15 protein-coding genes and 1 tRNA gene are annotated in these 14,269 nt (G+C 34.5%); 6 read left to right on the top strand and 10 right to left on the bottom strand.

Annotation, left to right across the window (positions count from 1 at the left end):
- Positions 1 to 28 precede the first annotated feature (28 nt).
- From UH1x_RS10020 to rseP, 5 genes are all read right to left on the bottom strand, one after another.
- Positions 29 to 508: a biotin/lipoyl-containing protein gene (locus tag UH1x_RS10020; RefSeq protein WP_482626432.1), complete on the bottom strand. Its 480-nt coding sequence runs from the start codon at positions 506 to 508 to the stop codon at positions 29 to 31.
- Between the two features lie 235 nt (positions 509 to 743).
- The gene (locus tag UH1x_RS10015; protein WP_482626431.1) at positions 744 to 1,016 is read right to left on the bottom strand and encodes a hypothetical protein; all 273 of its coding nucleotides are present in this window, start codon (positions 1,014 to 1,016) and stop codon (positions 744 to 746) included.
- Between the two features lie 141 nt (positions 1,017 to 1,157).
- A complete protein-coding gene (locus UH1x_RS10010) occupies positions 1,158 to 2,354 on the bottom strand; it encodes an Lcl C-terminal domain-containing protein (protein ID WP_482626430.1) in 1,197 nt (398 codons plus the stop codon).
- A 499-nt stretch (positions 2,355 to 2,853) separates the two neighbouring features.
- Positions 2,854 to 2,927, bottom strand: a tRNA-Asn gene (locus UH1x_RS10005).
- 80 nt (positions 2,928 to 3,007) lie between these two features.
- Positions 3,008 to 4,360 (bottom strand): RIP metalloprotease RseP, encoded by a 1,353-nt coding sequence (gene rseP, locus UH1x_RS10000; RefSeq protein WP_482626429.1) that lies wholly within the window; start codon positions 4,358 to 4,360, stop codon positions 3,008 to 3,010.
- A 162-nt stretch (positions 4,361 to 4,522) separates the two neighbouring features.
- Between rseP and UH1x_RS09995 the strand changes: the two genes are divergently transcribed.
- Complete coding sequence (locus tag UH1x_RS09995) at positions 4,523 to 5,197, top strand: SCO family protein (protein ID WP_482626428.1); 675 nt, start codon at positions 4,523 to 4,525, stop codon at positions 5,195 to 5,197.
- 52 nt (positions 5,198 to 5,249) lie between these two features.
- Here UH1x_RS09995 and UH1x_RS09990 read toward each other — a convergent pair whose 3' ends face one another.
- Complete coding sequence (locus UH1x_RS09990) at positions 5,250 to 6,905, bottom strand: hypothetical protein (protein ID WP_482626427.1); 1,656 nt, start codon at positions 6,903 to 6,905, stop codon at positions 5,250 to 5,252.
- 345 nt (positions 6,906 to 7,250) lie between these two features.
- Between UH1x_RS09990 and UH1x_RS09985 the strand changes: the two genes are divergently transcribed.
- From UH1x_RS09985 to UH1x_RS09970, 4 genes are all read left to right on the top strand, one after another.
- Positions 7,251 to 7,496, top strand: coding sequence for a FeoA family protein (locus UH1x_RS09985; RefSeq protein WP_396632484.1), 246 nt, complete (start codon positions 7,251 to 7,253; stop codon positions 7,494 to 7,496).
- Positions 7,493 to 9,685, top strand: a complete 2,193-nt coding sequence (gene feoB, locus UH1x_RS09980; protein WP_482626426.1) for a ferrous iron transport protein B — start codon at positions 7,493 to 7,495, stop codon at positions 9,683 to 9,685. Before UH1x_RS09985 ends, feoB begins: the two co-directional genes overlap by 4 nt.
- Positions 9,686 to 9,687: 2 nt before the next feature.
- Positions 9,688 to 9,837, top strand: a complete 150-nt coding sequence (locus tag UH1x_RS09975) for a hypothetical protein (RefSeq protein ID WP_482626425.1) — start codon at positions 9,688 to 9,690, stop codon at positions 9,835 to 9,837.
- Positions 9,838 to 9,941: 104 nt separating this feature from the next.
- Positions 9,942 to 11,480 (top strand): carboxypeptidase-like regulatory domain-containing protein, encoded by a 1,539-nt coding sequence (locus UH1x_RS09970; protein ID WP_482626424.1) that lies wholly within the window; start codon positions 9,942 to 9,944, stop codon positions 11,478 to 11,480.
- Here the strand turns inward: UH1x_RS09970 and UH1x_RS09965 are convergent.
- Positions 11,477 to 11,863: a DUF423 domain-containing protein gene (locus UH1x_RS09965; protein ID WP_482626423.1), complete on the bottom strand. Its 387-nt coding sequence runs from the start codon at positions 11,861 to 11,863 to the stop codon at positions 11,477 to 11,479. The two genes, UH1x_RS09970 and UH1x_RS09965, sit on opposite strands and share 4 nt — an antisense overlap.
- A 71-nt stretch (positions 11,864 to 11,934) precedes the next feature.
- On the opposite strand from UH1x_RS09965, the gene UH1x_RS09960 reads away from it, so the two are divergent.
- Positions 11,935 to 12,333 (top strand): hypothetical protein, encoded by a 399-nt coding sequence (locus UH1x_RS09960; protein ID WP_482626422.1) that lies wholly within the window; start codon positions 11,935 to 11,937, stop codon positions 12,331 to 12,333.
- 3 nt (positions 12,334 to 12,336) lie between these two features.
- Here the strand turns inward: UH1x_RS09960 and UH1x_RS09955 are convergent, their stop codons facing one another.
- The 3 genes from UH1x_RS09955 to UH1x_RS09945 form a co-directional block, all read right to left on the bottom strand.
- Entirely contained in the window at positions 12,337 to 12,759 is a 423-nt protein-coding gene (locus UH1x_RS09955; protein WP_482626421.1) for a DUF2141 domain-containing protein, read from the bottom strand.
- A gap of 155 nt (positions 12,760 to 12,914) precedes the next feature.
- Entirely contained in the window at positions 12,915 to 13,355 is a 441-nt protein-coding gene (locus UH1x_RS09950) for a hypothetical protein (protein WP_482626420.1), read from the bottom strand.
- A gap of 87 nt (positions 13,356 to 13,442) precedes the next feature.
- Complete coding sequence (locus UH1x_RS09945; RefSeq protein WP_396632491.1) at positions 13,443 to 14,264, bottom strand: ZIP family metal transporter; 822 nt, start codon at positions 14,262 to 14,264, stop codon at positions 13,443 to 13,445.
- Between the last annotated feature and the right edge of the window lie 5 nt (positions 14,265 to 14,269).

Raw genomic sequence — 14,269 nt, 5'->3', positions numbered from 1 at the left:
AGTCACCTCTTATCACTATCGTATTTTTCTACTCCATTTCAATAATCAACTGTCCTTTTTCTACGGTATCGTCTTTTTTAATTTCAATAGATTTTACAATACCCTCGCCTTGAGCAAGAATAATATTTTCCATTTTCATTGCCGACAAAACCAATAACGGAGTACCCTCTACAATCTCTTGCCCTACCTCAACCATTACATCTACAATTAAACCTGGCATTGGTGCTTTTACTTCGTTTAATTTCTGAGTAGTAACCGCAAGCAATCCCATTTTCTTGACCTGCTGATCGTATTCATCTTCAATCTTTACGTCGTATATATTTCCGTTGACCGACAATGACATCGTCTTATTCAAAAAATCTGTATCTAGAATCTCTACCTCAAAAGCAGTATTATCATCTAAAACATGAAGTTTCTGAGTGCTAACAGAAATGCTATTTAAAGAATCAGCATCACTGGTTTTGAATTCTAATTCTTCTTCGTTTACGGTAATTAAATAGTTTGACATATAAGATCGAATAAAACAATATGAGTGTTTCCCAAAGATATTGAAAAAGATTGGCGATGGAATTTAAATAGTTTTGATGAATGACTTATAGCTTTAACAGCTTAGTATTCATTTGTATAAAATGCAAAAACCATTCAATTTCTTGAATGGTTTTTAACGCCCTTGTTTCTGCTACTTAATTTTGCCATCCACCACCAAGGGCACGATACAGTTGTATTACTGCCTGCAGCTCCTGCTACTTATCACCTACGCCATCTAATTGAACAGCTAATAGACTATTCTTTGTAGTAAGTACATCTGTATAGTTTGTTGTTGAAGAATATTCTAAAAGTGCTTCGGTGAACTCTACCGATTTTTCCAATGCTGAAATCTGAGATGCTCTGGAAAGCTGTTTTTCTTTAGCTTTCTTATAGGTAAATAAAGCATCTGAAATTTCACCACCGGCATTTAACCAAGCAACTTTGTAATCGTAAAAAGCTTGTTGCTGAACCGATTTATTAATTTTCAATCGGGCTTTATTCTCTCCATTGTCAAAAATGGGTCTTCGCTAAATTCACATCTTCATAAGCACTTCTAAAAGCCATTTCCGCTTCTTGAATTACTAATTGCAGCTAGTGTATTATGTACATCTTGCTCATATTGGGAGCATTTAATTTAAATCTCTAACCAACCTTACATAATTATTAATTCTTAAAGAATCTGCAGCGTTAACCGACTCCATTAAATAGTCTTCGATATTTCCAGATTTTGGGTCGGAACGTTGTGCACCTGCACCGTGCCAATCATAAAATTCAGTTGCACTACTATTATCTTTACTATAGGCTTTACCGAATGCTATATAACAAGCCGTGTATTTAAAATCGCCTTGTGTAGTACTAGACCAGAACCAACTATCTTCATTGGTACATTCAAAAAAGTTTTCATCTATGGCAGGAAATGTTTCTTTGTCATAATCTACAATACTCTGTAATTCTTTGATATTAGGCAATCTCCAATCTTCAAAACCCGATATTTTGCTGTTTTTTGCCATTTGTAATGCTTCAACCCAATTATAAGTATTGCCATCGTCTGTTTTTTGCCACATTAAGCCTGTTGCTTTATCGGTAACTGTTCCGTTGTTATTATCCAAAAAATCGTTCACCCCGTAAATGTTTTCCTTACCACGAACTGCCCGTACGTAATTACCAGGATTTCTTACCCCATCACTACCATCATAATAAAGTCCAGTTTCATAGGCTTTAATATGTCCGTCGGCAAAATTAAATCCAAAAGCGCCTTCCATTTGTATATTCTGTAATGGTCCTTTTACATATTTTGTGCTAGACCAATATTGTCCTGCATACGGCATTCTTTTATCGTATTCAAAATCGAAATAATCCGTATTTAAATAAGGCTGTGATTTTTCCAAATCTTGCGGGTATAATTCGCCATTAGAATTCAGAAGTGAATACAATTCTTTAATCGTTGGAAGCCTCCAATCTGTATACCCACCAATCTCCAAAGTAGCTACATAATCAAATGCATCGTAAAAATTATGTTTTTGATAATCCGGTGTTTTTTGCCACATTAAACCAGTATTATTGTCCGTTATAGTGCCATCTCCATTATCTGTATACGAAGATTGAATACCTGAAAATTGTGCATCCTGACCGTAGAATTCATTTTCTTCGTTTGGCTTATCGATTTGATTTCCTTCATTATCATAAAATTTGTCTTGACCTGTATCTGTCAGCACAAAATGTATGTCATTTTCAGGTAGACTTTCCTTTTTTTTCTCACCATCTTTACAAGACACTATTGTAACTATTGCGAAAAAACTAAGCAGATTGATTTTGGAAATTTTCATTTTTCTATTTTTTGATATATTCCTATATAATACGCTATTACAGTTACACAAATTACTGTATATAAATTAACTATTAATCCCATTGGTTTTTATTCGATACAGCATACTCGCCTCCACCGGTAAAAAAATAATGTTAGTGCCCCAAAAGCATAAAGCAGAATTAATTCTATTTCCAAGCCACCCATTTTACTAATTGCAAAAATGTTATCTGAATGAGCCAATAGTATTGAGCCGATCATTCCGAAGAAAAATACAACGGAGACTATTCGTGGCAATGTAAGTATTACGGCAAGTCAGTTTCGGAATAGCAGGAAATAAAGGTGAAGACGATAATTATAAGATAGGTTCCCGAATAGTGTACCTTATATTGGATAAAATCTTGGTATTATTAATATTTATAAGACTAGAACTTTTCAGCCTAAAACAGCGAAATGCACCGTAAATATTGACCGAAAACAAAAAATCCAACCTAAATAAATAGATTGGATTTCGTTTTTTGCTCCCCCTCTTGGGCTCGAACCAAGGACCCTCTGATTAACAGTCAGATGCTCTAACCAACTGAGCTAAGGAGGAAAATAACCCGTTTTAGTTTCCTAAAGCGGGTGCAAATATAGTAGTTTTTTGAAACTCGCCAAATAAAGAATTAAGTTTTTTTATTTAAATATCAATTTATAGACATCATTACCGTTTGCGAACAGTAAAAGTGCTATTAAAATAAAGAATCCGGTGATTTGTGCGTACTCTAAAAATTTATCACTTGGCTTTCTTCCTGTAATTATTTCATAAAGCAAAAACATAACATGCCCGCCATCCAATGCTGGAATAGGTAGTATATTCATAAACGCTAAAATAATGGATATAAACGCAGTTGTACCCCAAAATTGAGGCCAGTTCCAAGTATCTGGGAACATACCACCAATAGCGGCAAAACCACCAACCTCTTTATAGGCACCAGTATCAGGATTAAAGATTTTCTTCATCCCCTTAATATAATCTGTAAGGGTCTTAACACCTTTGTTCCATCCCGCTGGGATAGATTCTATAAAAGTGTATTTTAACTGTTTTACCTGAAAATAGCCTCTTTCAGCATATTCTTCTTGGTTATCCAAACCAAGTGAAACACCTATCTTACCTTCTTTTGATATTTTAGCTTTTAATGGTACATCAGTCCCATCACGATTCACGATAACATTTATAGTATTACCCTTATTACTTTCTAACAAAGGCCTTACTTGATCCAAATATTCCACAGAAGTTCCTTCAACATCAATTAAGGCATCTCCTTTTTTAAATCCTGAATTAACGTTTGGCGAATCTTCAGGGATTGCATTAATAATAAAAGGATTTCTTGGACTAATAAACCTTACGCTTTCCTTATTCTCAGAAATTGTTTCAATAAAATCAACAGGTATTTCCTTTTCAATTTTCTGACCATTACGTTCAATGGTAATGTTCTCTCCATACACCACTTCTGGCACTATAGTGTTTAAAGACTCTATTCTTTTTCCATCAACAGCTAAAATTTTATCTCCCGTCTGAATACCAAGTGCATCACCCAATGTAGTATCTGTAACCCAAATACCATCTTTTAAACTATCGTTGGCTACATATTGTTCTCCATAAGCATACGCCAGACCTATAAATATAACCACAGCCAAAATGAAATTCACCGTTACACCGCCCAACATTATAATTAAACGTTGCCAAGCCGGTTTGCTTCTAAACTCCCACTCTTTAGGTTCTTCTGCCATGGCTTCTTTGTCCATGCTCTCATCTATCATACCAGATATTTTTACATATCCGCCCAATGGCAACCAACCGATACCATATTCGGTTTCGCCTATCTTCTTTTTAAAAAGTGAAAACTTTACATCAAAGAACAAGTAGAATTTCTCTACTCTAGTTTTAAAATATTTTGCTGGTATAAAATGCCCTAATTCGTGTAGAACGATAAGTATAGAAAGGCTTAAAAAAAATTGTATTGTCTTTATTATTATAGGGCTCATTCTTTTTTCCTGAAAATTAAAATCGCACAAAAGTACATTTTTACAACCGCTAAAAAAAAGAAACCCACTGAGGTAGTGCCATTTTATGAATAATTTATAAGCTGAGGGAACGAATTCACTTGAAAAGTAATGAACCCTAGCGTACCTTTGTAAAAAATTCTTATGCGGTCTTTTTTCGCTAAATTCAAATTATTCGGTTTGGTACTGCTGCCCATTTCTGCGGTTATCATGTATCTATTTTATAATGCCTTGCAACCTGTAAAATTATTACCGGTCTATTCGCCTGCCATGGTAAATGCCGAATTGGTGGCTGAAGAAATTCAACATGTTAGAAAATACCATACTATAGCCGATTTTTCACTAAAGAACCAAAATGGGGAAACCATAACCCAAGATAACTACAAGGATAAAATTTACGTTGCAGATTTCTTCTTTACCACCTGCCCCACTATTTGCCCTATAATGACAAAGAACATGGTAGATTTACAAAAAGCGTTAGGTAAAGATTCTGATGTTATGCTTTTATCGCACTCGGTTACGCCAGAAATTGATTCGGTTACCCAATTAAAAAAATACGCTATTGAAAAAGGGGTCGATGATAGCAACTGGAATTTGGTTACTGGTGACAAAAAACAAATTTACGAACTGGCACGAAAGTCTTATTTAGCAGTAAAAACAGATGGTGATGGCGGACCATTTGATATGATACACACCGAAAATTTTATTTTAGTAGACGAGAAAAAAAGAATTCGGGGCTTTTACGACGGCACCAAAAAAGAGGATATTGAGAAATTATTGAAAGATATTGAACTACTTCAAGAATCCCATAAAAAGTAAAAGTCCCCAATACATATTGTAAAGGGGACTATGCACTTAGTACTATCTCAGTTTATTTACAAGCTTCTGAAAATGCTTTTGCAATCTTTATCTGATCTTCTTCAGATGTTGAAAACTCACCACCTTCAATACGTCCTGCAAGTGCCGGACAACTAGCAAAAAATTCTGCACTAGCTACTTCAGCCTTTTTAACACCTTCAATGCTAAAATAATAGGTATCCGTATCAGTTAAATCTTTAAATAGTTTTATACCAGTACCAGTGAATACACGCTGCATAAAAATGGTACTATTTAAATTAAACCCAGACAGACCAGCCTCTGTAGATTTGATAAAACCTTTTTTAGGGTTAACAGGCTCAAACACTTTACCTTCTATTACTATTTCAGAGACCTCTTTACATTTTAAAGACGAGTTTTTAGTTTTACCTTTTGCATTAACGTAAGTTACGGTAACTCTTTTCGCTGTAGTATCGCCACTAACATCCATTATATTACCACCTTCAGCTTCTTTTCCTGGAGGAGAAAAACGTATAGAAATCTTACCTTCCATTTTTTCGCCGTCATCTTTAATTACATAACCAGCTACATCTTCAACATTATGACCTTCAATAGCCTCTTTCTTTGCAATTTTTGCTAGAATTGGATCCACGGTATATCCTTCAGAATAGATACGCTCTCCAGAATCTTTATCATAATTTAGAGTATACCTTTCGTAATGTTTATTGAAAGCGTTTCTTTTGGCTTTTGTTATCCATTTCTTTTCTTCAGTCTCTAAAGCCATGTCCATATACTTAGATGCAGCGTCAAAATCTTCTTGCATCAACGCAACGTTATATAGGTTCATAATTAGTCCCCATCCCGCTTTTTTACCAGCTTTACTTGATAGGTCATAAGCAGCTAATTTTTCTTCCCAATACGTTCTAAAAGACTGTAATTGTTCTTTACCTGCTCTTAATTCTTCTAAATTGGTAAAACCAGCAGACATTTCTTCAAAAGCCATAACTTTTGCCTTTGTTTCATCTTCTAGACCTTCTGTTTTTTTGTCTTTTATAAAGTAGAATTTTTCCGCTTCATTATTAGATCTAATATCATAATCCGCATAAAGCATTGGAGCCAATTTCTTAGCTAAAAAATTTTCACCTAGACTTCTTCTCAAATATTCTTCAACTAAATACGGTGTTCCCTTAACTTTATCCTCGCCCATGATAATCAAGAATTTTTCTTCTTCTTCAAAATCGAACGTAATGATCTCAGGAATAATTTTACCCTGTGAATCTGCCTTTGCAAGTACAGGTATACGATTATAATGGACACTTTCTCCGTTTAGCATGGTTAACACACCTATACCAGCATCTGAATTAGGTACAATTGAAACGCTATACTGTTTATCACCCCTGTTGCGGGTAAATGTCATATCAAGGTCTTTTATAGTCAATCCGTTTAACGCAAATAGAAAATCAGGCGTTCCGTTTTCATCTGTTAATTTCGTAAAATCTTGAAAATCTAAAGAGTTATTAAATGCGTCTTCAGTAAAGGGTAAAGCAGCATCCTTAGAGTTTGCAAACCCACCCATATACGTTTTTACATTCTGGGGAACAGGTTTTTTTGCATAACTAGGAATTGCCACTTTAATATTCTTTCCTTTGGTGGACTGTCCAAAAATGGACACTGTTCCAAAAAGGAACAATACTAGTAATGGTTTTTTCATGATTGGTTGTTTATATATTTAATTAAGTTGATTACTCTATACATGTCTTTTATGAAACTTGTACTGTTATTTGAGTTAGAATTGTTGTTGTCGCGCAATAATATAACCCAGCTAAAAGCAATTATAAATATGTTTGAATTCAATAGTATAAATCTCATATGTTAACAAAAGACACATATTCAACGGTTATGTTAAAATAATATTTCACAAATTCCAATCTGATAAAATATAGGCAACGGCAATAGCGGTTCACCTTAAAAACTAGTAGTTAATTATTCTAAAAAGTATAGGGAATAACTATATTTCCATTACTTTTGTCTTACTTATAATGAATCTAAATAAAAATTGGAAACTACTGTTGCAGATTTAAAGCGAGGCCAAAAGGGAATTATAAAAGAATTCACAGAAAACTTACTCCCAATTAAGTTGTTAGAACTTGGTTGTCTGCCTGGTAACGAGGTAGAATTGGTACAAGTAGCGCCGCTGAAGGATCCAATTTACATTAATGTCAACGGATCACATATAGCCATTAGAAGAGAAATGGCCTTACATATAGCACTTGATATTATAGAAGACAATGCTGTAGTATGAGTAAACAAATTAATGTAGCCCTTATAGGCAATCCCAATACCGGTAAAACATCGGTTTTTAATCAACTGACCGGATTAAATCAAAAAGTTGGTAACTACCCAGGTATTACAGTCGAGAAAAAAGAAGGAATCTGTAAACTACCTAGAGGTGTAAAAGCCCATATTTTAGATTTGCCAGGAACTTACAGCTTAAACACCACTTCATTAGATGAAAGTGTAGCGGTTGAACTTCTATTGAATAAAAATGACAAAGACCACCCAGATGTTGCAATTGTTGTTTCTGATGTAGAAAATCTAAAAAGAAACCTGCTTCTATTTACCCAAATAAAAGATTTAAAAATACCCACCATACTAGTCATTAACATGGCAGATCGTATGTCTCGCAAGGGTATTACCATTGATATAGAATTATTAGAAAAGAAATTAAACTCTAAAATTGCATTAGTAAGTACCCGTAAGGAAACAGGTATTGAGCGATTACGAGAATTAATTGCAGATTACAAAAATCTATCTAAATCACAGAATGTAGATATTTCTGTTATTGCCCCAGAGTATTTTACCAGTTTAAAGGAAGCTTTTCCAAAAGAAGATATCTATAAGCTTTGGCTGGTTATTACGCAAGATGTCAATTTCATGCCATTGGAGAAGACCTTGATTAAAGACACTTCTTCTTTCACCACGAAATCAAAATCCGAACTTAAACGTCTTCAGCAAAAAGAAACCATTTTACGCTATCAGTTTATTAATGGTATTTTAAAAGAGACCTATAAAGTAGATGCGAATGCCGCAAAGGGTTTTAGGGCTACTTTAGACAAAGTACTTACGCACAAAGTATTTGGTTACGTCATCTTTTTCTTGATACTGCTTACCATTTTTCAAGCAATTTATGGGTGGAGCGAATACCCAATGGATTTGATCGATGGTTTCTTTGCTTCGGCTACAGAGTGGGTAAAAGATACTTTACCACCTGGTGTGTTCACTAATTTAATTGCAGAAGGTATTTTAGCCGGTATTGGTGGTATCGTCATATTTATACCGCAAATAGCATTTTTATTCTTGTTTATAGCCCTACTTGAAGAAACAGGTTATATGAGTAGAGTAGTATTCTTGATGGATAGAATTATGCGTCCGTTTGGGTTAAGCGGTAAAAGTGTGGTTCCTTTAATTTCAGGTACTGCTTGTGCTATACCAGCGGTAATGGCCACTAGAACTATTGAAAACTGGAAAGAAAGATTAATTACCATTTTGGTTACCCCTTTTACCACTTGTTCCGCAAGATTACCTGTATATCTCATTATAATTGCCTTAGTAATACCGGAAGGCAGTTTTCTAGGATTAAGCTACAAGGCACTAACTTTAATGTCGCTGTATTTAATGGGGTTTGGAGCCGCTATTCTATCGGCAGTAATCTTAAATAAGATTTTAAAAATCAAGAGCAAATCTTTCTTCGTTGTTGAAATGCCTAATTATAAATTACCATTGTTAAAAAATGTAGGCTATACTGTACTTGAAAAGACAAAGAGTTTTGTTTTTGGAGCCGGTAAAATCATATTGGCCATATCTATTGTACTTTGGTTTTTAGGTTCTAACGGATTTTCCGATGAATTTAAAAATGCCGAAAGCATCGTAACCCAAAGAGTGCAAGAACAAGGCTTCAGCACCAATAGTGAAGTTTATTTTGAAAATCGGCAAGATGAAGAAGGAAATACGTTAAATGAAGAAGCTGCAGATTTAAAATTAAAAGAGTTAGAAAACCGGGCACTAAGTCAAGAGATTGCCAGCTACAAACTAGAGCACTCTTATATGGGTTACATGGGTAAAGCAATAGAACCGATTGTAAGGCCATTGGGGTATGATTGGAAAATAGGTATTGCGGTACTTACTTCATTTGCTGCACGCGAAGTATTTGTGGGTACACTTGCTACCATTTATAGTGTAGGTAACGATGAAGAAGAAACTATTAAAAATAGAATGGCGGCTGAAATAAATCCAAGAACCAAAAAGCCTTTATTTAATTTGGCATCGGGTATTTCACTACTATTGTTCTATGCATTTGCCATGCAATGTATGAGTACTTTAGCCGTGGTAAAAAGAGAAACCAATTCATGGAAATGGCCGGCAGGACAACTAGTTTTTATGAGCCTTTTTGCGTATATTGTAGCTTTAATAGCTTATCAATTATTAAAATAAATATGGATATATTACAACACATATTAGTTTACATTACAGTAGCTATTTCTGCACTATATTTAGTCAACAAATTTTTACTTCCAAAATCTATTTGGGCAGGTAAAAAAACGAATTCAAAAGCTTGTGGTCAAGGAGATTGTGGCTGCCACTAAATTTTGGTTCTGTTAATTATTTTCTAAAACATTCATAACAATTTCTAAAATTGTAACGTTACTTACTTTCGTTCGTCTAGATTGCGTAGGAATAATCTAACACTATGAACTCAAGACCATTTTTATTACCCCTTTTTACTTTTTTATTATTCAACCTATTTAACGTCAATGCACAAAGCTTAAGTGCAACCGTTATAGATAGCGTAAGTCAACAACCTATACCTTTTGCCTCGGTTCAATTAAAAGAGAACTGGGCAATAACCAACGAGGAAGGCAATTTCAATTTAATATTTGATGAAGCTATATCAGAAGCTGACTCCCTGACCGTATCTTCAATGGGTTATGAAACATTAACCAGACCCATAGCTGAGTTTACCTCCACTAAAATTTCACTTGTACCAAAGGCTATAGAATTAAGAGAAGTTATCGTCTCAAATAAAAATTACACAGCTGACGAAATCATGGATTTCGTGGAAGATAATCTTGAGAAGAACTATACTAATGACCTGTCTAAAAAGAGGCTTTTTCATAGAACAACCAATACCGATAGGTGGACCAAAAGTGATTTTAAAGTCAAAAAATCTTCCATAGATGTATTGAACCAGCAATTCATTGATAGTGTTATAAACACTGTACCAAAAAGCGACACCTATTATTCTGAAATAGTAGGAGACCTATATGGTGACCCTAGTAAAGAATTACTGAAACTAGACCTTCTTAAAGCTTCTAAATTATTTGATAAAAGTAATGAACTTGATGCCGAAAAGTTAGAAGAAAAGTTTAATGAAATACTGAGGGACAATGTTAAACCAGGCTCTTATTTCAAAATAAAATCTGGACTGTTTGGAACTAAAATAGATGCTGACGAAGTAAGTGAACTTTTAGAAACCGAAGTTGATTCTTCTGAGGTGGCAGCTGCAAACGATGAATTGGAAAAAAGAAAAAAAGACAAAGAAGAACAGCAGAAAAATTATGCAAAGTGGAAAAAGAATCAGCTGAACGATATTTTTCTTAGCCTCCCTACAGAAGAAGATAGCAAGTTAAATTTCATCCTCAAAACTAGAAAATACGACTATACATTACAAGAGTTTACCTACTTAGGTGATGAAGCTGTTTACGTAATCTCATTTAAACCAAGTGGTTCAGCAGACTATGAGGGAACACTTTATGTTAATGCAGAGGATTTTGCCGTAGTTCAAATAGATTACAGCAATGTTAAACCCACTAGAAAATTTAATTTGCTAGGTATTTCTACGAACTACTATTTATCTAAAGGGAAGATAATATATAATAAAAATAAAGACAACCATTATAGCGTACGCTATTTAGAATCTGAAAGTGGTATGCGAGTGGGTGTTAAAAGACCGCTCAAAATAATTGAAAAGAATAAAATTGTAAAGGGAAAAAATAAGCAGAACGAGCTCTCTGGCGATATGGACTTTGTGATAATTGGCTCCGAAAAAAATGAACTTATTGTGTTCGACTCCAACCATATCAATCAATCTACGTATGATGGTTTTACCGAAAACAATACTGTATCTCCAACCTATATGCCTAAATACGACCCAACCTTTTGGGAAGGCTATGCAATTATAGAGCCCAATACCGCCATTAAAGAATTTAAGGCCGCGTCCATAGATTAAATAAGATTTTTAATAAAATTAAAGAACAATAATCCCCAGCCTACTACTAAAAATAGTCCACCTAGTGGGGTTATGGGACCTAACATCTTTATTTTATTTCCTTTGGATGCAGAAATACACAGTCCGTATATGCTGAACGAAAAAAGAATTACACCTATAACTAAACAGTAAATGATTGCTTTCTCAAGACCAGTTTCCAAATTTAGGTTAAAACTTAGCATCAGTATCAATAGCGCATGATACATTTGATATTTCACTCCGGTCTCAAAACTATTCAATTGATCAGCCGTAAATGTTTTCTTAAGCAAATGCGCTCCAAAAGCACCAAATACAACCGCTAATAAACCTAATAAAGCTCCTACCAATTGTGCTACTAAAACCATATCTTTTTAATTCAAAGATACTGTCATCTCCTATTATTTCATAAATTACAGAAAGTATAATCTTATAAAATATGAAACCGCATCTATTATTATGTAGCATTATATTCGTATTAATATGCAGTTGCGGACCTACTAAAAATACGAGCAGCGATAAATCTTCTTTAGATACCGAGCTAAGGGAAAAGAACAGAGCAAATATTTCTTTATTACAACGTATTCGACAAAAACCAGGTGTTGTACTTCAAAACAATGTTCCCATTTTAAATAAAACCACAAACTCGTTTGATTCAGGTGGAAATCAAGAGCCTTTATACATTTTAAATAATCAGGTTATAGGAAACTCGTTTCGCTCCGTTAATGAGCTAATAAACAGTTATAATGTAAAGAAAATTATAATTCTATCGGGTGCAGATGCCGCAGCTTATGGCACCCAAGGTTCTAATGGTGTAATTAAGATAATTAGTTATTAAATATTAGTTTAACCTAATATTCATCTCCATATGAGAATTTACGGTAAATGCACATTCTTTATATTTTGGCGGACCAAACATTTTCATTTTCCCTTTAGAAAAAGCTATTTGCTCTTTAGGAATGCCAAGCATATTGGTATCTAAATTTTTATTACCATTAGCGTCATGAAAAATAGCAATGGCATATTCCCCTTCTGGCAGGTCTTTAATATCAAAAGCCGTCTTACCCTTTACAGCCTTTTCCGAACCTGATTTATACACCTCATCAAACTTTAAAAAAGACCCTTCATTATTATAGACGGCAAAACAGATATTTCCTTTTTCAGAAGTAACTCCGTCAATATTTATACTCACATTATGTTGTGCAAAAAGACTTGTAGACAATAAACCTATTGTTAATAGTGCTATAAGATTCTTTATAATCATGTGTACTATAATAATTTAAATAACCTCTAGGCAATACTACGAGGCATTGAATTAAATATGAATTAGATGTCTATTATCGATTCAAAAATAGTTTCAATAGTTATGCCAAAACCAATCTACACTTTAACCTTAGTTTAAATTCTCAACTATAGCCTTTAGTTAGGTTCACTTAAAGCTCCTGTTCTTGAATTTAGCTTTTGAAACAATTGCACAGTTTCAACGGAATCTTTTAGGTTAAAGTATACATAAGTAGAATCATTATAGACCAATTTAACCTTGTTCTGATTGATGTTATCTACAAATACATGAACTTTCTTATCGGTTAAAGAATCCTTAAACTCCCTGAATACGCCTTTTTCCTTATCCAAGGCAGAAAAACCATGCAAACGCTGCATTGGAGGAATTCTCTCAACAAACATAACACTATCCAATTCATTTAAGGGAATTTCAATAGTATAAAACCCTGAGCGTAGACCAAGACTATTATCATCATTAGTTACCCAGTTCTTAACATGAAGTATTAAAACGGCTGCACAACAAATAACAGTTATGATCAGTGCTAATGTCCAAATCCAATTTTTCTTAGAAGAATGCATAAAATATTAAAGCATCAAGTTAACAATACTATTGCCTAAAACGCTAAAACCGGTATTAAATTATTTCATCAATAAAACACTTTAATTTTAACCTAGACCAACGTCTAAAGTCATCATGATAATGAAACCACCAATGAAGCCCATAGTGGCAATATCCGTGTATTTATCTTGCTGTGTTTCCGGTATTACCTCTTCAACCACAACAAAAATCATAGCGCCTGCGGCAAAAGAAAGTGCATAAGGTAAAATTGGCTGAAAAGTCATCACTGCCCAAGCCCCTAGAACAGCGGCTACAGGTTCTACAAGTGCAGATGCCTGACCAAACATAAAACTCTTTGTTCTACTTAAACCATGTCTTCTTAATGGCATGGCAACGGCAAAACCTTCTGGAAAATTCTGCAGACCAATACCAAGTGCCAATGCTACTGCACCTCCAATAGAAGCCCCATCAAAACCAGCTGCTACTCCACCAAAAAGAACACCTACCGCCAAACCTTCCGGTATATTGTGTAATGTAATTGCTAAGGTCAATAATGTAGTTCTACGCCAAGGTGTTTTCACCCCTTCCGCCTCGCTTTCCTTAAAATTGATATGTAAGTGCGGTAATACTTTGTCCAAGCCAAAAATGAACATGGCACCAAGAAAAAATCCCACAGCCGCAGGTATCACCTTTACAAAGCCTTCACCGGGACTCATTTCTATACCTGGTGCCAGCAAACTCCAAAAACTTGCCGCGACCATTACTCCACCAGTAAAACCTAACATACCATCTAAAACGGCACGGTTCATTGTTTTAAAAAGAAATACCAAAGCAGCCCCGGCAGCTGTTAGCCCCCATGTAAACAATGTCGCATAAAACGCAGCTAAAACTGGGTCTATCGATTCAAAATACGCTATAATTTCATCCATAATCT

The sequence above is a fragment of the Maribacter sp. UH1 genome, assembly GCF_056839145.1.
This window is presented reverse-complemented; position numbering and strand designations above follow the sequence as displayed.